This is a genomic window from Afipia clevelandensis ATCC 49720 (assembly GCF_000336555.1).
GTDB lineage: Bacteria > Pseudomonadota > Alphaproteobacteria > Rhizobiales > Xanthobacteraceae > Afipia > Afipia clevelandensis.
In genome coordinates this window covers 2,880,394-2,904,192 of sequence record NZ_KB375281.1, presented here as the reverse complement: position 1 = coordinate 2,904,192, position 23,799 = coordinate 2,880,394, and the positions used below count along the sequence as shown (strand labels likewise).

22 protein-coding genes are annotated in these 23,799 nt (G+C 63.1%); 12 read left to right on the top strand and 10 right to left on the bottom strand.

Features of this window, described 5'->3' with window-relative positions:
- Positions 1 to 47 precede the first annotated feature (47 nt).
- The 4 genes from HMPREF9696_RS13880 to HMPREF9696_RS13865 all read right to left on the bottom strand — a co-directional run bounded on the left by HMPREF9696_RS13880 (position 48) and on the right by HMPREF9696_RS13865 (position 4,146).
- Complete coding sequence (locus HMPREF9696_RS13880) at positions 48 to 1,541, bottom strand: L,D-transpeptidase family protein (protein WP_002713661.1); 1,494 nt, start codon at positions 1,539 to 1,541, stop codon at positions 48 to 50.
- A gap of 386 nt (positions 1,542 to 1,927) precedes the next feature.
- Entirely contained in the window at positions 1,928 to 2,890 is a 963-nt protein-coding gene (locus HMPREF9696_RS13875) for an acetyl-CoA carboxylase carboxyltransferase subunit alpha (RefSeq protein WP_040301462.1), read from the bottom strand.
- 136 nt (positions 2,891 to 3,026) lie between these two features.
- Positions 3,027 to 3,986 carry a site-specific tyrosine recombinase XerD gene (xerD, locus tag HMPREF9696_RS13870; RefSeq protein WP_002713659.1) on the bottom strand — a complete coding sequence of 320 codons (960 nt, stop codon included), beginning with the start codon at positions 3,984 to 3,986 and terminating at the stop codon, positions 3,027 to 3,029.
- A 13-nt stretch (positions 3,987 to 3,999) separates the two neighbouring features.
- Entirely contained in the window at positions 4,000 to 4,146 is a 147-nt protein-coding gene (locus tag HMPREF9696_RS13865; RefSeq protein WP_002713658.1) for a hypothetical protein, read from the bottom strand.
- A gap of 186 nt (positions 4,147 to 4,332) precedes the next feature.
- On the opposite strand from HMPREF9696_RS13865, the gene HMPREF9696_RS13860 reads away from it, so the two are divergent.
- The 3 genes from HMPREF9696_RS13860 to HMPREF9696_RS13850 are packed head-to-tail and all read left to right on the top strand — an operon-like array spanning position 4,333 to position 7,496.
- Positions 4,333 to 4,947 (top strand): shikimate kinase, encoded by a 615-nt coding sequence (locus HMPREF9696_RS13860; protein ID WP_002713657.1) that lies wholly within the window; start codon positions 4,333 to 4,335, stop codon positions 4,945 to 4,947.
- Entirely contained in the window at positions 4,947 to 6,104 is a 1,158-nt protein-coding gene (gene aroB, locus HMPREF9696_RS13855; RefSeq protein WP_002713656.1) for a 3-dehydroquinate synthase, read from the top strand. The genes HMPREF9696_RS13860 and aroB overlap by 1 nt, the downstream gene beginning before the upstream one ends.
- 42 nt (positions 6,105 to 6,146) lie before the next feature.
- Positions 6,147 to 7,496, top strand: a complete 1,350-nt coding sequence (locus tag HMPREF9696_RS13850; protein ID WP_002713655.1) for a hemolysin family protein — start codon at positions 6,147 to 6,149, stop codon at positions 7,494 to 7,496.
- Positions 7,497 to 7,499: 3 nt separating this feature from the next.
- Here the strand turns inward: HMPREF9696_RS13850 and HMPREF9696_RS13845 are convergent, their stop codons facing one another.
- Positions 7,500 to 7,805, bottom strand: a complete 306-nt coding sequence (locus tag HMPREF9696_RS13845; protein WP_002713654.1) for a BolA family protein — start codon at positions 7,803 to 7,805, stop codon at positions 7,500 to 7,502.
- Between the two features lie 142 nt (positions 7,806 to 7,947).
- Between HMPREF9696_RS13845 and HMPREF9696_RS13840 the strand changes: the two genes are divergently transcribed.
- Entirely contained in the window at positions 7,948 to 8,598 is a 651-nt protein-coding gene (locus tag HMPREF9696_RS13840) for a J domain-containing protein (RefSeq protein ID WP_002713653.1), read from the top strand.
- On the opposite strand, the gene HMPREF9696_RS13835 is transcribed toward HMPREF9696_RS13840, so the two are convergent.
- On the bottom strand, positions 8,573 to 9,100 hold the full coding sequence (locus tag HMPREF9696_RS13835; RefSeq protein WP_002713652.1) for a DUF1801 domain-containing protein: 528 nt from the start codon (positions 9,098 to 9,100) through the stop codon (positions 8,573 to 8,575). The genes HMPREF9696_RS13840 and HMPREF9696_RS13835 overlap by 26 nt on opposite strands.
- Positions 9,101 to 9,113: 13 nt before the next feature.
- Entirely contained in the window at positions 9,114 to 9,752 is a 639-nt protein-coding gene (locus HMPREF9696_RS13830; RefSeq protein ID WP_002713651.1) for a DedA family protein, read from the bottom strand.
- 275 nt (positions 9,753 to 10,027) lie between these two features.
- Between HMPREF9696_RS13830 and cobS the strand changes: the two genes are divergently transcribed.
- The 3 genes from cobS (at position 10,028) to HMPREF9696_RS13815 (ending at position 14,127) form a co-directional block, all read left to right on the top strand.
- Positions 10,028 to 11,023, top strand: a complete 996-nt coding sequence (gene cobS, locus HMPREF9696_RS13825; RefSeq protein ID WP_002713650.1) for a cobaltochelatase subunit CobS — start codon at positions 10,028 to 10,030, stop codon at positions 11,021 to 11,023.
- Positions 11,024 to 11,196: 173 nt separating this feature from the next.
- Positions 11,197 to 13,092, top strand: a complete 1,896-nt coding sequence (gene cobT, locus HMPREF9696_RS13820) for a cobaltochelatase subunit CobT (RefSeq protein WP_002713649.1) — start codon at positions 11,197 to 11,199, stop codon at positions 13,090 to 13,092.
- Between the two features lie 3 nt (positions 13,093 to 13,095).
- Complete coding sequence (locus HMPREF9696_RS13815; protein WP_002713648.1) at positions 13,096 to 14,127, top strand: esterase-like activity of phytase family protein; 1,032 nt, start codon at positions 13,096 to 13,098, stop codon at positions 14,125 to 14,127.
- Positions 14,128 to 14,316: 189 nt separating this feature from the next.
- Here the strand turns inward: HMPREF9696_RS13815 and rpmB are convergent, their stop codons facing one another.
- Positions 14,317 to 14,610: a 50S ribosomal protein L28 gene (rpmB, locus tag HMPREF9696_RS13810; RefSeq protein ID WP_002713647.1), complete on the bottom strand. Its 294-nt coding sequence runs from the start codon at positions 14,608 to 14,610 to the stop codon at positions 14,317 to 14,319.
- A gap of 359 nt (positions 14,611 to 14,969) precedes the next feature.
- On the opposite strand from rpmB, the gene HMPREF9696_RS13805 reads away from it, so the two are divergent.
- The 5 genes from HMPREF9696_RS13805 to HMPREF9696_RS21330 all read left to right on the top strand — a co-directional run bounded on the left by HMPREF9696_RS13805 (position 14,970) and on the right by HMPREF9696_RS21330 (position 21,366).
- A complete protein-coding gene (locus HMPREF9696_RS13805) occupies positions 14,970 to 15,824 on the top strand; it encodes a DUF3108 domain-containing protein (protein WP_040301459.1) in 855 nt (284 codons plus the stop codon).
- A 358-nt stretch (positions 15,825 to 16,182) separates the two neighbouring features.
- Entirely contained in the window at positions 16,183 to 19,467 is a 3,285-nt protein-coding gene (locus tag HMPREF9696_RS13800) for a helicase-related protein (RefSeq protein ID WP_002713645.1), read from the top strand.
- A gap of 1 nt (position 19,468) precedes the next feature.
- Positions 19,469 to 19,738: an RNA-binding S4 domain-containing protein gene (locus tag HMPREF9696_RS13795; RefSeq protein ID WP_002713644.1), complete on the top strand. Its 270-nt coding sequence runs from the start codon at positions 19,469 to 19,471 to the stop codon at positions 19,736 to 19,738.
- A gap of 95 nt (positions 19,739 to 19,833) precedes the next feature.
- Positions 19,834 to 20,172: a ferredoxin FdxA gene (gene fdxA / locus HMPREF9696_RS13790; RefSeq protein ID WP_002713643.1), complete on the top strand. Its 339-nt coding sequence runs from the start codon at positions 19,834 to 19,836 to the stop codon at positions 20,170 to 20,172.
- A gap of 234 nt (positions 20,173 to 20,406) precedes the next feature.
- Positions 20,407 to 21,366, top strand: coding sequence for a CarD family transcriptional regulator (locus tag HMPREF9696_RS21330; protein WP_002713642.1), 960 nt, complete (start codon positions 20,407 to 20,409; stop codon positions 21,364 to 21,366).
- Positions 21,367 to 21,442: 76 nt separating this feature from the next.
- On the opposite strand, the gene HMPREF9696_RS13780 is transcribed toward HMPREF9696_RS21330, so the two are convergent.
- Positions 21,443 to 22,948, bottom strand: coding sequence for a M48 family metalloprotease (locus tag HMPREF9696_RS13780; protein WP_430642304.1), 1,506 nt, complete (start codon positions 22,946 to 22,948; stop codon positions 21,443 to 21,445).
- Entirely contained in the window at positions 22,935 to 23,798 is an 864-nt protein-coding gene (locus HMPREF9696_RS13775) for a thermonuclease family protein (protein WP_002713640.1), read from the bottom strand. Before HMPREF9696_RS13775 ends, HMPREF9696_RS13780 begins: the two co-directional genes overlap by 14 nt.
- Position 23,799: the final 1 nt, after the last annotated feature.

Sequence of the window (23,799 nt, the reverse complement as noted above, 5' to 3'; positions counted from 1 at the left end):
GCCGGTCGTAAGACCGGCGTTTTTTTGTGACGTGAGATCGTTCAGCTTTAGCGGACCGTCGACCAGCGGCTGTCGAACGAGTTCGCGGGCACGGCCGGCTGCGCTCCCGCAAGCGATTGCGGATGCGAAGGCGCGGGGGCTGCGGCGGCAGGGGCTGTAGCCGGGCCGGCAGGTTTGGCCTGCTGCGGTTGAGCCTGCGCCTGCTGGCGCTCAAGCGGGATGACGCGCGGGGGGGCGCTCCTGGCTGTCTTGCTCGGTGCGGGCGACTTTGCCTTCGCTTTCGTCGCGGTGGTGACCGGCGCGGGCGCCGGGGCAGGAGCGGGTTCCGAACCGCGCAGGCCGACGCTGCGCGACAGCTTGCTGAAGAATCCTTCCGACGAGTTGGCGGCGCTGGCATTCGCCGAGGCGGTGCCCGCGGGCATCGTCGTGCTGGTGACGGCGACCATCGGTTCGCTGTTCGAGCCGGGCGATGTGAAACTGAACGACGACGGAGCGCCTTCGGGCGCCCGTGGGATCGTTGCATGGGCGGGCACGGTGCCGGGGGCGGGGCCGTTGGAGGCGATCGCATAGTCGGTGACGTCGCGGTCGATCGCCGCGTCGCCTTCCGGCAGCTTGGATGCGAAAATCGGATGCATGCCGCCGTCGATGCCGGCGCGCGAACGCGCCATCGCGGTGCCGCGCGAGATCAGTTGCGCGGTCTTGAGTTCGTCCTGGCGCTGCTTGTCCTGAACGGCCTCGGCGATTTCGGGCGAGACCTGATAGGCCGGGCACTGCGCGGAGGCATTGAAGGCGAGCGGACGGGTCGAGCCGGCAGGCTTCTCGGCGTCGAAGACATATTTCTTTTCGCAGAAGTCGACCTTCGGCTCCTGCTTGGTGACCTCGAAATGGTCGTTGCCTTCCTTGATCATCTTCCAGAAAGGCATGTTCGGATTGTTGCGATGGCGGGCCATGTTCTGCGCCGTCATGCGGAACGGATAGGCCTGCACCTGAAATGCATTCTGGCCGCCGAAGAAGGATTCGCGGCCGAGGGCATAAATTTCAGAAATCTGTTCGTCGGTCATGGCGTAGCAGCCGCGCGACGAGCAGTCGCCATGCACCATCAGTTGCGATCCGGTGCGGCCCCAGGCGCGGTCATAGGCGTTGGGATAGCCCATGTTGAACGACAGATAGTAGCCCGAGTTCGGATTCATCTGGGCCGGGGTGATCGAGTAGAAGCCTTCTGGCGCCTGCCGGTCGCCTTCCTTCACCTTCGGTCCGAGGTCGCCCGACCAGCGGCAGATCGGATAGGTCTTCAGCAGCGCGTACTTGCCGTTGCGGTCCTGCTTCCAGACTTCGAGTTCGGCTTCCTGCTTGAACAGGCGCACCAGCATCGGCGAGCCCTTGTCCATGTTCTTCGCTTCGATCTCGGCGAGCAGCTTGTCGGGGATCGGGCGATTGGCTTTTGAACTGGGGGACAGTTGTTCGCCATTGCAGCCGGCCAGCAGAACGCCGGCCGCAAGCGCAGCCGCGGTGACAAGCGCACGAACCGGCGGGCGTTTCATCACTGCAAGGCGTCCAATGCCAAGGCTTCGCGGCAAACCGGTAATCCCCATACTTCCGGCGAGACCCAAGACAAACAGGTCCAAGACCAGCGGCAGTCATCTTCCGACAAAGTGGCGCGCAAGGGGCGGCCCGGAAAACGCCGCCTTCTCAAAAGGCCGCATGTGTTTTCGTCGTAAAAGCGCGCTTGGCTTTTTGGCTCAAAACATGCGTCGGCAATTGAGCAATTATTATCCTTAAACCGCCCTCGGTCGCAAGCTGAACGGGCCGCGGCCCGGGGCTTTTGCCCGCGTTATGGTCAACGCTAAGTAAATCAAAACACTGGTGAAAAACGGCTGGTCCGCGAACGGGGCTGCCCCAAAAAGGCCATGATCCGGCACGGCTTTTATCAGCCGAGCTTGCGCCCGATATCGAGGAACTTCTGCCGGCGCTGGTTCCGCACCGCGCCCGCATCCAGGTTGCGCAGGTCGTTGAAGGACTGGGCGATGGCATCGCCTGTCCGCGCGATCATTTCGGCAGGGTCGCGATGGGCGCCGCCCGGCGGCTCTTTCAGGATGGTGTCGATCACGCCGAAGCGCAGCAGATCCTGCGCGGTGATCTTCATGTTGATCGCCGCTTCCTGCGCCTTGGCCGAATCGCGCCACAGGATCGAGGCCGCGCCTTCCGGCGAGATGACGCTGTAGACGGCGTGTTCGAGCATCAGTACGCGGTTGGCAGTGGCGATCGCGATCGCGCCGCCCGACCCGCCCTCGCCGATGACGACGGCGACATTGGGCACGCCGAGATTGAGGCAGGCATCGGTGGAGCGTGCGATGGCTTCCGCCTGTCCGCGTTCTTCCGCGCCGATGCCGGGATAGGCGCCAGCGGTATCGACCAGCGAAAGCACCGGAATGCCGAAGCGATCTGCCATTTCCATCAGGCGAACGGCCTTGCGATAGCCTTCCGGCTTGGCCATTCCGAAATTGTGCTTGAGCCGGGTCTCGGTGGTCGAGCCCTTTTCCTGGCCGATCACGCAAATGCTTTCGCCGCGGAAACGCCCGAAGCCGCCGACCAGCGCTTCATCGTCGCCGAACTTGCGGTCGCCCGCCAGCGGCGTGAATTCGGTGATGAGTTCCTTGATGTAGTCCACACAATGCGGACGCATCGGATGCCGCGCGACCTGCGTCTTCTGCCAGGGCGTCAGTTCGGCATAGAGGTCCCTGAGCGCCTGCGCGGCCTTCTCCTCGATGCGCGAGACTTCCTCGCCGATATCGCTGCCGCTGGCGGCAAGTGCGCGCAGTTCGTCGATCTTCGAATCGAGTTCGGCGACAGGCTTTTCAAAGTCGAGATAACTGCGCATCGGGTCCGGCATGTCGCGAATATATAGGGATTGGTCCGGTCAGGCGAAGGGCCTCCGGGACGGAATTCGGCTCGCCTTTCAAGTCAAGAAGCGGTCCCAAGTCAAGCGCCGCGATGGAAAGGCCCGATATTGTTGAGTATTTAAGGGGTCATTTATCGGCCAGCGGATGCAGGTCGCGCACCAGGCTCTTCAGCCGTTCTTCGACGATATGGGTGTAGATCTGCGTCGTGGAGATGTCGGTATGACCGAGCAATGTCTGGACGATTCGCAGATCCGCTCCGTTGTGCAACAGGTGAGATGCGAAGGCGTGACGCAGCACATGGGGGCTGACGAGGCGAGGTGCGATACCCGTCGCCGCCGCCAGCTCCTTGAGGTCGCGTGCGAAATGCTGCCGCGTCAGATGGCCGCTTTCGCCCGAGGAGGGAAACAGCCACTTCGAGGCCGCCGCCGGCTTCCGCGAGTCCTTCTGCGTGGTGTCGAGCGCGGCGAGATAATCCGCCATCGCCTGCTTGGAGGAGTCATTGAGCGGGACAAGGCGTTCCTTGTTGCCCTTGCCGCGCACCACGATCATGCGCGCATCGCGCTGCGCGGCGGAGAGCGGCAGTGCCACCAGTTCGGAGACGCGCAGGCCAGTGGCGTACAGGACTTCAAGCAGACAGGAGAGGCGCAGCGCGCGCAACGTCTGTAGAGGCGATTGGTCCGGTAGGCTAGCGGAAGTCTTCGCCTGTGTGAGCAGGCGATCGACATCGGCGATAGACAGGACTTTCGGCAGCGCGCGCCCGCGTTTCGGTCCGGACAGGATCGCCGCCGGATCATCGCCGCGCTTGCGCTCGCTCAGGAGAAAGCGGAACAGATGCCGCGTCGATGACAGCTTGCGCGCCACGCTCGACGACTTGAACCCGCGCGTGTCGAGGTCATCGAGATAGTCGCGCAGCATCTGGGTGTCGGCGATCTGCAACGATGACTTGTGCCGGGAGAGAAAGCTGGAGAGATCCTCAAGGTCGCCGCGATAGGCATCGAGCGTGTTGACGCCCGCGCCCTGCTCGGCGGCGAGCATGTCGAGAAACAGCGAAATCGAACGGGTGTCGGAAACTGTCTCGGAGGGCATGATCCCTCGTCGTTTATCGCTTGAGGAATCTGTCGGGCGGAACGCTAACCGTCATTTCACGCGGCTTCGGATTGACGAAATTGGCCAGCGCGAAAATGCCGCCATAGATCAGCCCGCCGATGATGGCGACGACCGTCAGGAAGCGAAACAGGCTGGGCATCGCGGAAAGCCTCGCATTAACCTTCAGGGAAGCCGCGTCAGGCGGCGCGTTAACCAGCGGAACGACGGTTCTGCCGTGCCAAAGTACCAACATGTTCGCGCTGGTTCGGCAAGAGTCTCTAGCGGCGGTAACCGCAGGAGTAGTATAGGTGACGTTTAGCCGCTCCGCGGCCCAACCGAGCCAGAAATGACCGAGATCGCGGCCAGACATCAGGACAGCACGACCCGCGAGGCCGACATCGTCGCGGCCCTGCATGGCCGTCCGGTGGTGCTGGTCGGCATGATGGGGTCGGGCAAGTCGACCATCGGTCGGCGTCTGGGCGCTCGGCTGCACATGCCGTTTCTCGATGCCGATCATGAAATCGAAGTTGCCCATGCCGGCATGTCGGTCAGCGAAATCTTCGCGCAGCATGGCGAGCCATACTTTCGCGATGGCGAGGCGCGGGTAATTGCGCGTCTGCTGGAGGGCGGCTCCTGCGTGATCGCGACCGGCGGCGGCGCCTTCATGCGCGAGGAAACGCGCAACAGGATTCACGACAAGGCGGTGTCGATCTGGCTGAAGGCGGACGGCGACGTGATCCTCAAGCGCGTCAAGCGCCGCGCCGACAGGCCGCTGCTGCAGACTCCAGATCCCGCCGCGACCATCGAGCGGCTGATTGCCGAACGCAGCCCCTTTTATCAGTTCGCCGATCTGGCGGTGGCGTCGCGTGACGTGCCGCACGAAAAGATCGTCGATGAATGTATCGACGCGCTCTCCGCGCATTTGCTGCCTGCCGGCGCGTCACACTCCAGCGGAACATGATGGCCACTTCTGTGAAGACCTCGAATCCGGTGACGGCAAATCCGGTCACTGTCGGCGTCGCGCTCGGCGACCGCGCCTATCACATCGTCATCGGCCGCGATGTGCTGCCCTCGCTGGGCCATCGCATTGCCAAGCTGCGGCCCGGCGCGCGCGTCGCCATCGTCACCGATCGCACCGTCGCGCAACACTGGCTGGCCCAGACCGAAGCGGCGCTGGCGGAGGCGGGCATTGCATCCTCGCGCATCGTGGTCGGTGAGGGCGAGGCCTCGAAAAGCTACGGCGTTCTGCAGGATGTGTGCGAAGGCCTGATTGCCGCGAAGATCGAGCGCAACGATCTTGTGGTCGCGCTCGGTGGCGGCGTGATCGGCGATCTCGCGGGCTTTGCCGCGTCGATTGTCCGGCGCGGCGTCGATTTCGTGCAGGTGCCGACATCGCTGCTGGCGCAGGTCGATTCGTCGGTCGGCGGCAAGACCGGGATCAATTCGCCGCATGGCAAGAATCTGGTGGGCGCGTTCCATCAGCCGGTGCTGGTGGTGGCCGATACCGCCGTGCTCGACACGCTGTCGCCGCGCCAGTTTCGCGCGGGTTATGCGGAGGTCGCCAAATACGGCGTGCTCGGCGATCTGGACTTCTTCGACTGGCTGGACGCCAATCACACGGAAATCTTTGCAGGCGGAGCGGCGCGCGAACAGGCCATTGCGATGAGCTGCCGCGCCAAGGCCGCCATCGTGGCCCGCGACGAGCGCGAGACCGGCGACCGCGCGCTGCTTAACCTTGGACATACCTTCGGCCATGCGCTGGAAGCTGCGACCGGTTTCTCGGATCGGCTGTTCCACGGTGAGGGCGTTGCTGTCGGCATGGTGCTCGCGGCGGAGTTCTCGGCACGCCTCAACATGATTCCGGCGGCGGAGGCCGCGCGTGTGCAACGTCATCTGGCATCGGTCGGCTTGCCGACCCGGCTGCAGGACATTGCTGGCTTTCAGCAGGAGGGTCTTGGCGATGCCGATACGCTGCTGACCCTGATGGGACAGGACAAGAAGGTCAAGCGCGGCAAGCTCACGTTCATCCTGCTGGAAGCGATCGGCAAGGCCGTGATCGTCAACGATGTCGATCCAATGAAGGTGCGCGATTTCCTTCAGGAAAAACTGTCAGGTTAATGGAAGGTTGTCCGGGCCCATGAAGCCGGGACAGGAACAGACATGAATTCGGCCGCCATCAATCTGCTGATCGCCACTCTTCTGCTAGCCGCCAACGCATTTTACGTGGCGGCGGAATTCGCGTTGGTGAAGAGCCGCGGCTTCCGCGTCAAGGCGATGGCCGAACAGAACCGCTTCGGCGCCCGCCTCCTGTTGCAGATGATGAGCAATATCGAGGCCTATCTTGCCTGCTGCCAGCTCGGCATCACCATGGCCTCGCTCGGTCTCGGGTGGGTAGGCGAGCCGACGGTGGCGGCATTGCTCAAGCCGGTACTCGAACCGCTGGGCATGCCGGAGTCCGCGCTGCACTTCACCGCGTTCATCACAGGGTTCCTGGTGTTCTCCTCGCTTCACATCGTGATCGGCGAGCAGGTGCCGAAGACGCTGGCGATCCGGGAGCCGATTCCGGTGTCGCAATGGATCGCCTATCCTCTCCATGTGTCCTATCTCGTTCTTTATCCGCTGAACTGGCTGTTGAACGGGGCCTCGCGCGGAATTCTCCGGATTCTCGGCGTCAAGGAATCCTCGCAAAGCGAGATTCTCACCGATTCCGAAATCGAAGGGCTGGTGGAAGAATCCGCGGAGCACGGCAAGATCGAGAGCGGCGAGGCCGAGTACATCCAGAATGTGTTCCGGTTCGGCGACCTGGCGGTTTCGGATGTGATGGTCCATCGCACCAAGATGATCAGCGTCAATGTCGACGGCCCGCGCGATGCGGTGATCGAGGCCATTCTCGATTCGGAATACACCCGCATTCCGCTCTGGCGGGAGAAGCCAGAAAACATCATCGGGGTGCTTCACGCCAAGGATTTGTTGCGCGCAATCCGCGCCAACGATGGCGACCTGTCCAAGATCGACGTGGCGGCGCTTGCCCTGCCGCCGTGGTTCGTTCCGGAAATGCGGCCGCTGTCGGAACAGCTCAAGGCCTTCCGCCGCCGCAAGACCCACTTCGCGCTGGTGGTGGACGAATATGGCGAGGTCGAAGGCCTCGTCACGCTGGAAGACATTCTGGAAGAGATCGTCGGCGATATTTCCGACGAGCACGACGTCGCGGTGGCGGGCGTGCGCGCGCAACCGGATGGTTCGGTCGTGGTCGATGGATCGGTTCCGATCCGCGATCTCAACCGTGCGATGGACTGGCATCTGCCGGATGAAGAAGCGACCACCATCGCCGGCCTTGTGATTCACGAGGCGCGTTCGATCCCAGATCGTGGCCAGAGCTTCACGTTCCACGGGTTTCGCTTCCGCGTGCTCCGCCGCGAGCGCAACCGCATCACCGCGCTGCGCATCGTGCCGCTGCCGCGCGACAGTGACGTGCTGGAAAAGAAACCGAAGGCTGGAACGGCGTTCTGAAGCTCAGTGCTTGCAGGCTTCCGCCGGTGCGGGGCGGCGGCTGTTCTCGCCGGGTGCATGGGCGTGGATTGCCAGCGCATGAACCGAGCCGGACAGTTCCGGTGCCAGTAACGTATTTATCATGCGGTGACGGTCGACCCGGGTCTTCCCCTCGAAGGCTTTCGACACGATATAGACTCTGAAATGCGTTTCGCCGCCCGGCCTGTGGCCGGCGTGGCCTTCATGCAAATGGGACTCATCCGCAACGTCGAGGCTTTCGGGTGCGAAAGCCTCGCTCAACTTCTTTGTGATTGTGTCCCTGACCGTCATGATCCGCGCAATATCGTGCGTTATTCGCCAAGGTCAATAGAGCCGTTTCAATTGCGGTTCACCCGCGCGGTGATGTATACTCCGCGCTCTTGAAAAATCGCTTCGGAATCGAAGCTCGCATTCAGGCTCGTCATTATCCGCCATGGCTATCGACTCATCGAAATTCTTTGACAGCATCCGCGTCAAGCCGACCAAGACCGCCGCAAAGCAAAAGGCGGTGCGCGAGGAGGCAGTGATGTGCGAGGCTCCCGGCTGCAAGAACCGGGGCGCGCATCGTGCGCCGAAGGGCCGTGGTCAGGAAAAGGACTACTGGCACTTCTGTCTCAATCATGTCCGCGAATATAATCAGGGCTACAACTTCTTTCAGGGCATGAGCGACGAAGCCGTCGCCACCTACCAGAAGGATGCGCAGACCGGCCATCGTCCGACCTGGAAAATGGGCCAGAACGGCGCCAAGGGCAAAGGCAAGTCGGGTCAGGTCAATCTCGAAGACGCCGTCGACCCGTTCAGCGTCTTCAGCGAGATGAATGGCCGTGGCGGCCGCTGGCGCGCCAATGCGAAAGCGGAAGAGCCGAAAGCGGAAACTCGGAAGATTTTCAATGCCGAGAAAAAGGCGCTTCTGGTGATGGGGCTCGGTCCCGATGCCACGCTGGAGACGGTGAAGGCCAAATACAAGCTGCTGGTGAAGCAGCATCATCCCGATGCCAATGGCGGCGACCGCTCGACGGAAGATCGCCTGATCGAGATCATCAAGGCCTACAACTATCTCAAGACCGTCGTGCGCGAGGCTTGAGCGCGGCGGTCTTCGATCTGGCGGAAGCAGGCGTCGTTCTTGATGCTGACTTCCGCATCGGTGCAGTTCCGCTTTTCGCCGCGCCCTTGCGAACGTGATAGGTCAGCGCCAGCCCGATACAGTGGCGCAGCGCCTTTTCCGGAATTCTGTCAGACATATCGAACAGGATGCTGCGGTTGCCGCCGTAGGTCATCTGGGTCGGATAGAGTTCGCGGAATGTCGCGACCAGATCGGTCTGGCAGTGGAAATACATCGCGATGCGGCCGTCGGTCTTTTCGCGGCCGATCCGGATGGTGCTGCCGCTGCCGGATTCGGTGGTGAGGTAGCTGGGCTGGCCCCATTTCAGGGTTTCTTCGATCGGGCCGACGCCGTCGAGGCCTTCGGCGGTGGAGAGGATGATCGCGCGAAGAATCATCAGCCTGGCGCGGATGTCCGCTGGACAGGCGTCGAACACCTTCGCGACGTTGCGATCTGAAAAAATCGGAATGTCTGTCCGTTTCACCGGAGGTCCTCCGCTACCGGCTCGAATCCGCCGCAGTCTTGCGCCGTTGACGCCAGTATTGCGCGGCCACCGCCAGACATCCAACGGCGGCGATACCGACGACCAGCGGAACTCCGTAGTGTTCGATCTTCATGCCCCAGCGCTCCGCAGCCGAGCCGGCAAGTGCGCCGGACAGGACATGCAGCGCGGCCCATATCAGCACAGCCGCGGCATTGACCGGATAGAAGCGATGCGGCGGCATGCCAAGTGCGCCGGCGGTGATAGGGATCACGGCGCGGACCGGAGGCACGAAACGCGCAAGGAAAACCGCTAGCGTCCCGTAGCGACGAAAGAAATCTTCGCTTCTCGCCACAAGCTGCCGGTAATTGACCATCGGCCAAGATGTCAGCACCTTGCGTTGGCTGACATGGCCGATCCAGTAAGCAATGCCGTCTCCCAGCAGCGCGCCCACCACCGCAAGGCCCAGAACCGGAATAAAGCCGAGGCTGCCGGACGGAATGAGAGCGCCGAGCGCGATGATGAGGGTCGATCCCGGGATCAGAGATCCAAGGATCGGGACGGCCTCGAGGAAGGCCGCAAGGAAGATCGCGGCATAGGCCAGCGCCGCATGAAGCGAGACGAAGCCGATCAGTTGCTGAAAGTATGAGGCCACCCGACGTCCGATACTGCGCGTTTGCTTCCGAATCCAGCATAGCGGTGATTCCGGTGCAAACCGCCACCCGCTACCCTTAGGAATCCCGCGTTCCCCGTCTATCGCAGGGCAGACCTACCAAAGCTGTGAAAATTGCCTATCTCGATGAAAATACGATGGAACTTTCATCAGGGGGTGGGCTTCTGCCGCTCGCATCTGTCTGCTAGGTTAAAGAACGCACCCCACCCGCAGCAAGCACGACTGGTTTCGGGAGCATCCGGGACCACGGAGGATTGATGAGCGCCGCCACGACTCTATCCCAGGAAGTCACGAACCTCCCCGACATGAAGGTGTCGGTCCGCCAGGTCTTCGGTATCGACAGCGACCTCGAGGTTCCTGCCTACTCCAACAGCGATCCCCATGTGCCGGACGTCGATTCGGACTATCGTTTCGACCGCGCCACCACGCTTGCGATCCTTGCGGGTTTCTCGAAAAACCGCCGCGTCATGGTCACGGGCTTTCACGGCACCGGTAAGTCGACCCATATCGAGCAGGTCGCGGCGCGGCTGAACTGGCCGTGCGTGCGCGTCAACCTCGACAGCCATATCAGCCGTATCGACCTCGTCGGTAAGGACTCGATCGTCGTAAAGGACGGCAAGCAGGTCACGGAATTCCGCGACGGCATCCTGCCATGGGCGCTTCAGCACAATGTCGCGTTGGTGTTCGACGAATACGACGCCGGCCGCCCGGACGTGATGTTCGTGATCCAGCGCGTGCTCGAAGTCTCGGGCCGACTGACGCTGCTCGACCAAAACAAGGTCATCAAACCGCATCCGGCGTTCCGCCTGTTCGCCACCGCCAACACCATCGGTCTCGGCGATACGTCGGGCCTCTATCACGGCACCCAGCAGATCAACCAGGGCCAGATGGACCGCTGGTCGATCGTCACCACGCTGAACTATCTGCCGCATGATGAGGAAGTCGAAATCGTGCTAGCGAAGGCCAAGCATTATCGCACGGACGCGGGTCGCGACATCGTCAACAAGATGGTTCGTCTTGCGGACCTGACGCGCAACGCCTTCGCCAATGGCGATCTCTCGACGGTGATGTCGCCGCGCACGGTCATCACCTGGGCTGAGAACGCCGAGATCTTCGGCGATATCGGCTTCGCCTTCCGCGTCACCTTCCTGAACAAGTGCGATGAGCTTGAGCGCCCGCTGGTGGCGGAATTCTATCAGCGCTGCTTCAATGCAGAACTGCCGGAATCGTCGGTGAATGTCGCGTTGAGCTGAACAACTTCCCCTCTCCCCTTGTGGGAGAGGGTGCCGAGCAGCCAAGGCTGCGAGGCGGGTGGGGGGTTCAGGACAGACGCTTACCCCTCACCCGGCTCGCCTCCGCTTCGCTTCGGCGATCCACCCTCTCCCACAAGGGGAGAGGGTGCAAAGAGTGCGAGATTGAAGGCGCAATGAGCACGTCCAATACCAAGTTCAGGACCGGGTCGAAGGAATCTCCGACCGAGCCGTTCAAGCGCGCGGTGACGTCGGCGTTGCGCGCGATTGCCAAGCAGCCTGAACTCGAAGTGACGTTCGCCGCCGAACGTCCGGGTCTGTCGCCCGGCAAGGCAAGGCTCCCTGAGCCTGCACGCAAGCTGACCCGCAAGGACGCGGCCATCGTGCGCGGCCATGCCGACTCCATTGCGCTCCGCATCGCCTGTCACGATCCGAAGGTGCATCGCAAGCTGGTTCCGGGCAATCCGCAGGCGCGCGGCGTCTTCGAGGCTGTCGAGCAGGCCCGCGTGGAAGCGATCGGCGCCAAGCGCATGAGCGGCGTCGCCAAGAATCTCACCGCGATGCTCGACGATCATTTCCATCGCGGCAAGTACGACGAGATCACCGACCGCGCCGATGCACCGCTGTCCGATGCGCTGGCCATGATGGTGCGCGAGCGCCTGACCGGCCTCGCGCCGCCGCAGGCCGCGCGCAAGATGGTCGATCTCTGGCGGCCGATTCTGGAAGACAAGATCGGCGCGCGTCTCGACCGTCTGAAGGAGTTCACCGAGGACCAGTCGCGCTTCGGCGATGTGGTTCACGATCTGCTGGATGCGCTCGAGCTTGGCGACGAAACCAACGCTGATCAGGACCAGGACGACGATCAGGACGAGAACCGCGAAGGCGAGAAGGATCAGTCCGGCGCCGATGGTTCGCCCGACAGCGAAGCCGCCGAGGAGATGAGCGCCGACCAGTCGCAGTCGTCGACAGAGGAAATGTCGGAGAATGCGATGGAAAGCGCGCAGGCCTCCGCCAGCGACGCCTTCGACGACAACGAGATGGGCGAGGATGAGTCGCCGGGTGAGGCGCATCGCCCACCGGGCCGCGGCGGCAACGAGCCGCGCGGGCCGGAATATCATGCCTTCGCGCCAAAGTTCGACGAGGTGGTCTCGGCGGAAGATTTGTGCGAGCACGACGAACTGGAGCGCCTGCGCAGCTATCTCGACAAGCAGCTCGCGCACCTTCAGCACATCGTGGCGCGTCTCGCCAATCGGCTGCAGCGCAAGTTGATGGCGCAGCAGAACCGCGCCTGGGATTTCGATCTCGAGGAAGGCATTCTCGATCCGGCGCGGCTGTCGCGCGTTGTGACCGATCCGTTCCATCCGCTGTCCTTCATGCACGAGAAGGAAGCCACCTTCCGCGATACGGTGGTGACGCTGCTGCTCGACAATTCGGGCTCGATGCGCGGACGCCCCATCACGGTGGCAGCGACCTGCGCCGATATTCTGGCACGGACGCTGGAGCGTTGCGGCGTCAAGGTCGAGATTCTCGGCTTCACCACGCGCGCCTGGAAGGGTGGGCAGTCGCGCGAGGCGTGGCTGGCGGCGGGCAAGCCCGCCAATCCGGGCCGTCTCAACGATCTGCGCCACATCATCTACAAGTCGGCGGACGCGCCATGGCGGCGCGCGCGCAAGAACCTCGGCCTGATGATGCGCGAGGGCCTGCTCAAGGAAAACATCGACGGCGAGGCGCTCGACTGGGCGCACAAGCGCCTGCTCGGACGCTCCGAGCAGCGCAAGATCCTGATGATGATTTCGGACGGCGCGCCCGTGGACGACTCGACGCTGTCGGTCAATCCGGGCAATTATCTCGAGCGGCATCTGCGCCATATCATCGAGGAAATCGAGACGCGCTCGCCAGTCGAACTGATTGCTATCGGCATCGGGCACGATGTGACGCGCTACTATCGCCGCGCGGTCACCATTGTGGATGCGGAGGAGCTTGGCGGCGCGATCACCGAAAAGCTGGCCGAGCTTTTCACCGAGACGCATACCGAGGCGCCGACGCCTCGCCGCCGACGGTTACATTCATAAATCATGACAAGTGCCATCAGCCGCCGGCGGCTTCTGCAGGGCGCGGCGGCTGCGCTGCCGGCCGGCATCGCCGGTTTGAGCCCAAGTGCAGCCCATGCGCAGACGGCTCCGTCCCTGGTGGACGTCAAGGCACGGCCGATCGAGTCGTTTGATCCACGCGACTCGACCCATGTCCGTTACGGCGCGCTGGAATTTCGCAGCGGATTGATTCTCACGTCGTCCTTTCGCGGTTTCGGCGGGTTGTCCGGACTGCGTCTCGACAAGAAGGGCGAGCAGTTCATCGCGATCAGCGACAAGGGACAGTGGTTTACAGGGCGCATCGCCTATCGCGGCAAACGTCTTGCGGGTCTTGCCGATGTGACATCGGCGCCGATGCTGGACGGTGACGGCAAGAAGATCACGTCGCGCGGATGGTTCGACAGCGAGTCGCTCGCGCTTGATGGCTCCCATGTTTATGTCGGCTTCGAGCGGGTCAACCAGATCGTGCGCTTCGATTTCGCCAAGGGTGGCGTCCGCTCGCGCGGCGAAGCGTTGCCGCTGCCGCCGGAGATCAGCAAGCTGCCGTTCAACAAGGGGCTTGAGGCGCTGGTGTTCGTGCCGAAGGGACAGCCGCTGGCGGGAACGCTGATCGCGATTTCCGAGCGCGGGCTCGATCCTTCAGGAAATATCCTGAGCTTTCTGATCGGGGGCCCATCGCCAGGCCAGTTCACAGTGAAACGGAGCAATAATTTCGATATCAGCGATGCGGTGCTGCTGCCGTCCGGCGATCTGCTGCTGCTGGAGCGCAAGTTCTCGCTCATGGAGGGCGTCGGCATCCGCATCCGCCGGATTCCGGGCGCGTCGATCGCGCGCGATGCCGTGATCGACGGGCCGGCGATCTTCGAGGTCGATCTCGGCTACGAGATCGACAACATGGAGGGCATCGACGTGCATGTCACCGGCGATGGCGAGACCGTGCTGACCATGGTGTCCGACGACAATTTCTCGATGATCCAGCGCACGCTCTTGCTGCAGTTCACGCTGGTGCGGGAGTGAGCACCTCATCGGCCGTTCGCGGTTTCTTCGTCATTGCGAGCGAAGCGAAGCAATGCACTCTTTGAAACGGAAGGAAATGGATTGCTTCGTCGCAAGCGCTCCTCGCAATGACGGGCGCGGATGTTCGATCAAACAAAAAAGCCGGGCTTTCGCCCGGCCTTTTCAAAATCAGGAATTCGGATCGGACGATCAGCTTGCCGCGGCGAGCTTCTTCTTTTCGATCTGGCGCTTCAGCTCAACGGCCTTCGGCGACAGGTTGTCGGTCTTTGCCTTGAGCAGGAACGCGTCGAGACCGCCGTTGTGGTCGACCGACTTCAGCGCATTGGTCGACACGCGCAGGCGCACGTTGCGGCCCAGCGTTTCCGAGATCAGGGTGACGTTGCACAGGTTCGGCAGGAACCGGCGCTTGGTCTTGTGGTTCGAGTGGCTGACCTTGTGACCAACCTGCGGCCCCTTGGCCGTCAATTCGCAGCGCCGAGACATGGCGAGAAATCCTTGTGTCGCCCCGGACCGCCATAAGGGGTCGCGTGGGGGTTTGAAACCGTCCATTTCAGGAACGGCGGAGCTATAAGGGGCTGGCGGCCCAGCGTCAAGGTTTAGCGGCGATTTCAGTCCCTTATCTGCAGGCCGCAAGGCTCGCCCGTACCCGCCGGAACGGCATTTTTGCCCGTCAAACCAAGGATTTCCCAACATATAATCGACGTATTCCCTGAGCAAACAGGCTGTTACAGGCTTTCGATCATGACTTTCGCGGCCTCTGCGGGCGAATTCCCGCCGATGCCGTGCCCGGTGGCCCCGGTGAATTGCCGGTCATTTGCGCAACAGGATTTTCGTCGGTGAATATGCCCCGGTTCCCCCAATTGATCTCCAGACGGGTCGCGACGGCCGCTTTCGCGTTGTCGCTGGCTCTCTGCGCCGCCCCGGTCCTGACCGCAGGGCCGGCCAGCGCTCAGGGGCGCCTGGATGCGAAGTATGAGGCCTCGCTGGCCGGTTTGCCGATCGGCAAGGGGGCCTGGATCGTCGATATCGCCGACGATCAGTATTCGGCGGCGGTGAGCGGCGCGACCACCGGCCTGATGAAATCCATCGGCGGCGGCAATGGCACAGGCACCGCGCAAGGCCGCATCGCCGCCGGTCAATTCTCGCCGCTGAGTTATGTCTCGACCATCAACTATGGGAAGAAGGCCGAAGTCATCCGTATCAATCTCGGCGGCGGCAATGTGAAGGATTCGGTCATCGAGCCGCAGCCGCCGGACACGCCGGGCCGCATCCCGGTCACGGATGCGCACCGGCGCAATGTGCTCGATCCGATGACGGGGGCGCTGGTCAGGGTCGCGGGCAATGCCGATCCGGTCGGCCCCGAGGCCTGCCGGAAGACGTTGCCGGTGTTCGACGGGCGGATGCGTTACGATCTGCGCCTCGAATACAAGCGCATGGAAAATGTGAAGAGCGAAAAGGGCTATCGCGGTCCCGTCGTGGTGTGCGCGGTCTATTTCACGCCGATTGCGGGCTATGTGCCGGATCGCATCGCGATCAAATATGTCGCGGCCCAGCGCAACATGGAAATCTGGTTCGCGCCCATTGCCGGAACGCGCGTACTTGCGCCCTACAGGATCACCATTCCGACGCCGCTTGGCACAGGCATGATCGAAGCCACGGAGTTCGTGTCGGCGCAGAAGACCGCCAAGACGAATTGAGCGAGACCACCTGACCGCGCTTCGACAGAGAGCCGTGCGCTGCCGTTTCGGAACGAATCCGGCTCTGAATCGTGTTGACTCTTTGGCCAATCCGATTCGACTCCGGATTTAACGAATTCAGCCTCCGGAACAGTGTGGGCGGAGCAAGTTCAAACCCGATATGGTATTGTTGAACGGCGTATCCTGCGACATGTTGAGGTCGTCAAATCAGCCAGGCGGCGAGTCAGCGATTCGGGCCTCTTTCGTTCCTTAACCGTTCTGAATCTTAAGTTGCAGCGTGAAAAGCGTTGCATTGTGAGACACTTCCAGACTTCTGCTGCGGCGTCCGCGTCGTTTGCGTCATGCGGACCTTGTGATCATGCCTCTCTCGTCTTCCGTCCCGCTGTTTTCCAATGCGCGCGCGCCCGGCGCGGGCGTGACGGCGGTTCTGGGTCCGACCAACACGGGCAAGACCCATCTCGCCATTGAACGGATGCTGGCGCATTCGTCGGGCATTATCGGCCTGCCGCTGCGCCTTCTGGCGCGCGAGGTCTACAACAAGATTTCCGCGCGGGCGGGAGCGGACGCGGTTGCGCTGATCACCGGCGAGGAGAAGATCAAGCCGCCCCGCGCGCGCTATTGGGTCTCGACCGTCGAGGCGATGCCGCGCGATCTCGATGTGTCGTTCCTTGCGGTGGATGAAATCCAGATCGCGGCCGATCTCGAGCGCGGCCATGTCTTCACCGATCGGATCCTCAACCGGCGCGGGCGCGACGAGACGCTGCTGCTCGGCGCTGCCACCATGCGGCCGATCATCGAACGGCTGTTGCCCGGCGTGAACATCGTCACACGCCCGCGGCTGTCGCAACTCGAATTCGTGGGCGACCGCAAGATCACGCGGCAGCCACGGCGCACCGCGATTGTCGCGTTTTCCGCCGATGAAGTTTACGCCATTGCCGAACTGATCCGCCGCCAGCATGGCGGCGCGGCGGTGGTGCTGGGCTCCTTGTCGCCGCGTACCCGAAATGCGCAGGTGGACATGTTCCAGTCGGGCGATGTCGACTATCTCGTCGCCACCGACGCCGTGGGCATGGGCCTCAACCTCGATGTCGATCATGTGGCCTTCGCCTCCGACCGCAAGTATGACGGCTATCAGTTCCGCCGCCTGACACCTGCGGAATTCGCGCAGATCGCGGGCCGTGCCGGACGCGCCACGCGCGACGGCACGTTCGGAACCACGGGGCGCTGTGCGCCGTTCGAGCCGGAACTGGTCAATGCGCTGCAGAACCACACTTTCGACAGTGTGAAGATGCTGCAGTGGCGGAATGCGCGGCTGGACTTTTCCTCGCTGGGCGCGCTGCAGGTCTCGCTCGCACTGGTGCCGAACCATGAGGGGCTGACCCGTGCGCCGATCGCCGAGGATATTCGCGTGCTCGACCACGCCGCGCGGGACGCGGATGTCCGCGACATGGCCAAGGGCGCGGACGCGGTGGAACGGCTGTGGGAAGCCTGCCAGATCCCGGATTATCGCAAGCTCTCGCCCGCCGCCCATGCCGAGCTTGTCACCACGCTCTACGGGTTTTTGATGCGCAAGGGCCGGATTCCGGACAACTGGTTCGAGGCTCAGATCGCGCAAACCGACCGGACCGACGGCGATATCGACACTTTATCGGCCCGGATCGCCCAGATTCGGACCTGGACCTTCGCGGCAAATCGTCCCGATTGGCTGGTGGCCCCCGAGCGCTGGCAGGGAATTGCCCGCGCCGTCGAGGATAAATTGTCGGATGCCCTGCATGAACGGCTAACTGAGCGTTTCGTTGATCGCCGGACCAGTGTATTGATGCGGCGCTTGCGGGAAAACACGATGCTGAACACTGAGATTGGAAAGACCGGCGAAGTGATCGTAGAGGGCCACACCATTGGCCGTCTCGACGGATTCATGTTCGCGCCGGAATCGGCCGAGGCTGGCTCGGATGCCAAGGCGTTGCAGGCGGCTGCGCTCAAGGCGCTGGCCGGCGAGATCGACGCACGCGCCGAAAAACTCTCGAATGCGCCCGACGATCAGTTCGTACTGGCTGCCGATGGCACGTTGCGCTGGACCGGCGACGCAGTCGCCAAGCTGGTCGCTGCCGACGACGTGCTGCATCCCCGCATCCGCATCATCGCCGACGAGCGGTTAACCGGCCCCTCGCGCGAAGCGGTGCAGACCCGTCTCGATCTCTGGCTCAAGACCCATATCGAAAAGATTCTCGGCCCGATGTTCGAACTGTCGAAGGCCGAAGACATCACCGGCATCGCGCGCGGCATCGCCTTCCAGTTGATCGAAGCGCTCGGCGTGCTGGAACGGACGAAGATCGCCGCCGAGATGAAGGATCTCGACCAGCCGTCGCGCGCCTCCCTGCGCAAGTACGGCGTGCGGTTCGGCGCCTATCATATTTTCTTCCCGGCGCTCCTGAAGCCCGCCGCGCGCGGCCTCGCGTCGCTGCTGATGGCGTTGAAGAACGACAACACCGACTGGGCGGCGCTGACAGGCGCACAGCATCTGGCCTCGAGCGGACGCACCTCGTTCCCGGCGGACAAGGCGCTCAATCAGGACACCTATCGCACGCTTGGCTACAAGCTCGCCGGTGACCGCGCCGTGCGCGTCGATATTCTGGAACGCCTCGCGGACCTCATTCGTCCCGCGCTCTCGTGGCGCCCAGGTGTGCCGGGCGAAAAACCGGCGGGTGCGTTCGATGGCCGCTCGTTCGTGGTGACGCAGGCCATGACGTCGCTGACCGGCTCCGCCGGTGAAGATTTCGCGGCGGTGCTGCGGGCGCTCGGCTATCGCATGGAGAAGCGTCCGCCGTTGCCGGTTGAAGCTGCGCCGCCCGCTCCGGTGGAGACGCAAGCCGAGCCTGTTGCGACTGATGCAGACGCTGCGCCGGAGGCGACTGCTGCTCAACCGGATGCAACGGCTGACGGTGCAAACGAAGCTGCTGCTCCCGCCGAGGCTGCGGCAGATGAAACGACTGCGGCGCGGCTGCCGGATGTTGAATTTACGCCGGTGGAAGTGACCGCGCCTATGGTTGAGGCGGTAACGATTGAATCCGCGGCGGAGCCTGTTGCTGCTGCCGATGTTGTCGCTATCGAAGCTGCAGCGCCCGAAGCGGAAGCTGCGCCTGCGGAGCCGGCCTTGGTTGAAGTCTGGCGGCCGGGCGGGCGCTCGGACGAGCGCCGTCCACGTCATGACCGCAGCCGTTACAAGGGGCCGGACAAATCCGCTACGGCGGGCGAGGGTGAAGCCGCCGCCGATGGTGAGAAGCGCGAGCGCCACGGCCGTCATCGCCGCGATCGCCACAATGAGCATCGGCGTCCGCATGGCGATGCGCCGGCTGCGAATGCCGGCGAGGGCGCCGCGCAGGCGCGTCCGCCGCGCGAAGACAAGAGCAGCCGCTCGCCGCGGGAGCACTTCAAGGGCAAGGATCGCAATCAGGATCGCGGCAAGGGGTCGTTCGACAAGCGCGGCCGCGATGGCCGCAGGGACGATCGCGGCGGCGCCGCGCACCGGACTTATGCGACCAGTGCCGCGCCGCGCGAGCGTGATCGCCCGGCCGATCCGAATTCGCCATTCGCCAAGCTGGCGGCGCTGAAGGATCAACTCGCGGGGACCCGCAAGGATTAATTTGGACCGGCAGCGCCTCGACAAGTGGCTGTGGCATGCGCGGGTGGTGAAAACCCGCACCGATGCCGCCGCTCTGGTCGCAAAGGGGCGCGTGCGGATCAACGGTGCGCGGCAGACCTCGCCAGGCCATGCGGTGAAGGCGGGCGAGGTGCTCACCATCACCCTCGACAGCCGGGTGCGTATTCTGAAAATCACGGGGTTCGCCGAGCGGCGCGGCGATTCCGCCGCCGCACGGGCGATTTACGTTGATTTGCAGCCCGCCCCTGAGTGACGAATTGCCAGTCAACGCTGTGACGGCATCCCTTGCGGCGGCCTACATCCTGCGCTACGCCAAACCTGAAAAATAGAGATGTTCCGGAGCCTTGGATGACCTACGTCGTCACCGAAAACTGCATCAAGTGCAAGTACATGGACTGCGTGGAAGTTTGTCCCGTGGATTGCTTCTACGAGGGCGAGAACATGCTGGTGATCCACCCGGATGAATGCATCGACTGTGGCGTGTGCGAGCCGGAATGCCCTGCGGACGCGATCAAGCCTGATACCGAGCCGAGCCTCGAAAAGTGGCTCGAGGTGAACGCAGAATACGCCAAGTCCTGGCCGAATATCACCCAGAAGAAGGACGCCCCGGACGACGCCAAGGAATTCGATGGCGTCGAGGGCAAGTTCGACAAATATTTTTCCAAAGAGCCCGGCTCCGGCGACTGATTTGGCCCCGCCGGGCACCCCCATCGCGGCTAACTCTTAACCCTACCGGTGCGAATACCGCTTCCGGGGGCTGCTGGAGCGGTGCCACGGCCCATAAATCATTGATTTTTGCGGGAAATGTGCTATTTTAGGCACATTCAAAGAGCTGAACCCCGTTTTGCCCCTGATTTGGGTTCCGATGGGTTCCCGCGAAACAATTGAAACAGGGGCGTGGCGTTTCCACGCATAGGCGCTGTGTCAGACAAATTGCGTCATAAAAAGAACTCCAAGATCAACGACAAGGGCTCCAAGGATAAGGGCACCAAGAGCGCGTCGGCGGCAAGCCGTAGCGCTCCAAAGAAGGATGCTCGCGCATCCGCCACCTCAAAAAACAAAAGAAGCACGATGCCCAGCAAGAAACCTGCAAAGACCACCGCGAAGCCCGCAGCGAAGACAGCGGCCAAGCCTGCCGCCAAGGCCGCAGCACCCAAGACTCCCGCAAAGGCTCCCGTTGCGAAGGCTCCGGCCGCCAAGGCCCCGGTTGCGAAGGCTGCGGTCAAGCCCGCCGTGAAGCCGGCTGCTGCCGCGCCGCGCGTCGAAGAGCCGAAGAAGCCGCTGACTCAGCGTCAGGGTTTCAAGACCAACGAGTTCGTGGTGTACCCGGCTCATGGCGTCGGCCAGATTCTTGCGATCGAAGAGCAGGAGATCGCGGGTGCGCGGCTCGAGCTGTTCGTCATCAATTTCACCAAGGACAAGATGACCCTGCGCGTTCCGACGGCGAAGGTCATCAATGTCGGCATGCGCAAGCTGTCGGATCCCGCGCTGGTCAAGCGGGCGCTCGAAACCCTCAAGGGGCGCGCCCGCATCAAGCGCACCATGTGGTCGCGCCGTGCTCAGGAATACGAAGCGAAGATCAATTCGGGCGACATCGTCGCGATTGCCGAAGTGGTGCGCGACCTGTTCCGTTCTGAATCGCAGCCCGAGCAGTCCTACAGCGAGCGGCAGCTTTACGAAGCGGCGCTCGATCGCCTGTCGCGCGAGATCGCGGTGGTTCAGCACGTCACCGAGACCGAGGCGGTCAAGGAAATCGAATCGAACCTCGCCAAGAGCCCGCGCCGGGGCGCGAAGGCTGAATCCGAGGCCGGTGCCGACGCTGTCGCGGACGACGAGTCCGATGATGGCGACGATTCGGTGTCGGCCGACGAAGCGGCCTGATCGTCGAATTCTCTTCATGAATCGAAAAGCCCGGCTGTCGAGCCGGGCTTTTTTTTTGGGTTCAGGCGCTGTCAGTTCAGTCGACGACAATCTTCACGCGCTCGCGCGGCTTGATGACCGTGCGCGAGTCGAAGCCGTTGAGAACCCGAAAACGCTCCACCTGGCGGTCGACGCCCTGCATGCGCTGGGCCAGAGATTCAACGGTGTCGCCGTGTTGCGCGGTGACGACCTTGATGCGCAGCGGCCGGGCCTGCTGAATCTCGGCGAGCGTCAGGCGGCGGAACGAATTGACCGTGTCCCGGAAGCCGCGGTCGCTCTCCGGCGTTTTTCTCTTCGCCGCGAAAATGAAGCGGTACACATCGCTGCCAAAGCGCAGGGCATAAATCCGGAATTGCCACTGGTCGCCTGCGGCGGTGGCGGTCGCGGATGGAAAGCCGTTGATGCTGGTGTCTTCCGTCGACGCCTTGTCGACATTCTCCATCCAGCCGGAATTGAGATAGTCGCCGAGGCTCTGTTCGGCCGGCACGCGCACCACATCGAAGCGCATCGCTTGCGTTCCGCCTTCGCGCACGCCGACCACCGCCTGCGCGGTGTTTTCCAGCACGAAACCCTCCGGCACCTGGAAGGTGAAGCCCAGTTTCGGATGCAGGAAGCGCCGGCCCCGCACGAAGCCTTCGCTCGGGTCTTCGCCGTAGACAAGGCCGTCGATTGCCGAGAGATAGGCGTCACGATCGCGTTCGCCGCCTTCCGGCGAGGAGAACTGGCGCGCACTGGCCTGCGCGTTCTGCACCCGCTCCGGTGTCGCAGGGTGCGACGACAGGAAGTCCAGCGAGCGCGGGTCGGCAGGCGCGCGTCCGGCTTTCAGCGCGGCGTTGCGCTCCATCGCGGTGAGGAAACGCGACGCTCCGAACGGATCGAACTTGGCGCGCGCGGCGATGCCGACACCGATGCCATCGGCCTCGAACTCCTGCGCGCGCGAGAAACTCGCCATGGTCAGCTTGGTCTTTGCCAGCGCCAGCGCATTCATGTCGGTGTCGCTGCCCATCTCGGCGACAACACGGGTCACGACAGCGGCCTGCTTGGCCTGGTCCTCGCGGATCGCGGCGTGCTTGGCCAGAACGTGCGCCATTTCATGCGCGAGCACCGACGACAGTTCCGATGTGTCGCTGGCCAGCGCGATCAGCCCGCGCGTGACATAGAGCTGTCCGGTGGGAAGCGCGAAGGCGTTGACCGCGCCGGAATTCAGGATCGTCACCTTGTAGGCGAGGTCGGGCCGCTCGGACGCCGCGACAAGACGATCGACGGTCTTGCTGATCAGCGCTTCCAGCCGCGGATCGTCATACGACCCGCCATAGGACGAGAGGATGCGGCTGTGTTCCCGCTCGGTCGCGGCGGTCTGGGCCGCGGGCTTGTTCGGCTTGACCGGCACGAAGCCCGGATTGGACGCGGTCTGGAACCGGCCGAGGTCGCCGCAGGCACCGAGAGAGAGAGAGACGCAAAGGACCACCGCCGCGATAACGCGGCGGGATTGCTTCGGGTCTTGCTGGCTCGCGGGTGCTGCCACGCCTCTATCTGCCCTCATCCTCCGGCACTGTTGCCGTCGTGGTCAGGCCGCCCTTCGGCCTGATTGCGCCCATCATCTCGATCTGGCCGGCATGCGTGACCACTATTCTAGGCCCGCTGCGCGCCTCGATCCAGCCGCGGACCAGAATTCTTTTGCCCTTCAGAGACTTAAGATCAATGCCGGCCGCCTCTACCGAGGCCATCATGCGCCTTGAAATAGTCACGGCAAAGTCCCGTGTCCATCGGCGCCCGAAATTGACATAAAATGTCGCGCCAGCAAGCCGCGCCGACGAAACAGTCCCCTCAATGACGGTAAAACGTCCTCGTCTGGCCAAAATATCGTCGGTGCTTTTCGCGTTTTTTAAGGCAGCCGACCCCGCCCAGATGCCGCGTCTTGCCGCACGGGCGGTGGCCTCCGCAGCCAGCAGCGCGCGAGAACAGGACGAGTCGACGGCGGTGGGCGAGGCGAAGGCTTCGCCCTTTGTCAGCAAATCGAACTGGACCGGTGCGTCCGATCCGTCCAGAACCGCGAAGGCGGGCTGGCGTCCGTAGCGGTCCGGCGCGTCGTTATGGCCGCGCAGCGTGACGGCGCGGCCCTCGATCAGTCCTGCAAGCGCCGCCTTGCTGCGCTCGGCCATATCGTCCGCACTCTCGAGTCCGGCAAGGCGCACCTCGCGTCCGTCATCGAGGCGAAAGGTTCTGCCATCGAGCACGGCGACGACGCGGCCATGGCCTTGATCGCTGAATTCGCATGCGGAAAAGGCCGCTTCCGAACGGAGCATGACGATCGTGACGGTAAGGATCGCGGCGCGGGCAGCAATACGATGCCTGCATCCCGTCATTGGAGTTGCGCCACGGGTGTACGCCATG

What these genes read in the sequence shown, in the direction of transcription:
- HMPREF9696_RS13880 (WP_002713661.1), bottom strand. Translation starts at nt 1,541, where the DNA reads ATGAAACGCCCGCCGGTTCGTGCGCTTGTCACCGCGGCTGCGCTTGCG.
- HMPREF9696_RS13875 (WP_040301462.1), bottom strand. Translation starts at nt 2,890, where the DNA reads ATGCCGGACCCGATGCGCAGTTATCTCGACTTTGAAAAGCCTGTCGCC.
- xerD (WP_002713659.1), bottom strand. Translation starts at nt 3,986, where the DNA reads ATGCCCTCCGAGACAGTTTCCGACACCCGTTCGATTTCGCTGTTTCTC.
- HMPREF9696_RS13865 (WP_002713658.1), bottom strand. Translation starts at nt 4,146, where the DNA reads ATGCCCAGCCTGTTTCGCTTCCTGACGGTCGTCGCCATCATCGGCGGG.
- HMPREF9696_RS13860 (WP_002713657.1), top strand. Translation starts at nt 4,333, where the DNA reads ATGACCGAGATCGCGGCCAGACATCAGGACAGCACGACCCGCGAGGCC.
- aroB (WP_002713656.1), top strand. Translation starts at nt 4,947, where the DNA reads ATGGCCACTTCTGTGAAGACCTCGAATCCGGTGACGGCAAATCCGGTC.
- HMPREF9696_RS13850 (WP_002713655.1), top strand. Translation starts at nt 6,147, where the DNA reads ATGAATTCGGCCGCCATCAATCTGCTGATCGCCACTCTTCTGCTAGCC.
- HMPREF9696_RS13845 (WP_002713654.1), bottom strand. Translation starts at nt 7,805, where the DNA reads ATGACGGTCAGGGACACAATCACAAAGAAGTTGAGCGAGGCTTTCGCA.
- HMPREF9696_RS13840 (WP_002713653.1), top strand. Translation starts at nt 7,948, where the DNA reads ATGGCTATCGACTCATCGAAATTCTTTGACAGCATCCGCGTCAAGCCG.
- cobS (WP_002713650.1), top strand. Translation starts at nt 10,028, where the DNA reads ATGAGCGCCGCCACGACTCTATCCCAGGAAGTCACGAACCTCCCCGAC.
- cobT (WP_002713649.1), top strand. Translation starts at nt 11,197, where the DNA reads ATGAGCACGTCCAATACCAAGTTCAGGACCGGGTCGAAGGAATCTCCG.
- HMPREF9696_RS13815 (WP_002713648.1), top strand. Translation starts at nt 13,096, where the DNA reads ATGACAAGTGCCATCAGCCGCCGGCGGCTTCTGCAGGGCGCGGCGGCT.
- rpmB (WP_002713647.1), bottom strand. Translation starts at nt 14,610, where the DNA reads ATGTCTCGGCGCTGCGAATTGACGGCCAAGGGGCCGCAGGTTGGTCAC.
- HMPREF9696_RS13805 (WP_040301459.1), top strand. Translation starts at nt 14,970, where the DNA reads ATGCCCCGGTTCCCCCAATTGATCTCCAGACGGGTCGCGACGGCCGCT.
- HMPREF9696_RS13800 (WP_002713645.1), top strand. Translation starts at nt 16,183, where the DNA reads ATGCCTCTCTCGTCTTCCGTCCCGCTGTTTTCCAATGCGCGCGCGCCC.
- fdxA (WP_002713643.1), top strand. Translation starts at nt 19,834, where the DNA reads ATGACCTACGTCGTCACCGAAAACTGCATCAAGTGCAAGTACATGGAC.
- HMPREF9696_RS13780 (WP_430642304.1), bottom strand. Translation starts at nt 22,948, where the DNA reads ATGAGGGCAGATAGAGGCGTGGCAGCACCCGCGAGCCAGCAAGACCCG.
- HMPREF9696_RS13775 (WP_002713640.1), bottom strand. Translation starts at nt 23,798, where the DNA reads ATGGCGTACACCCGTGGCGCAACTCCAATGACGGGATGCAGGCATCGT.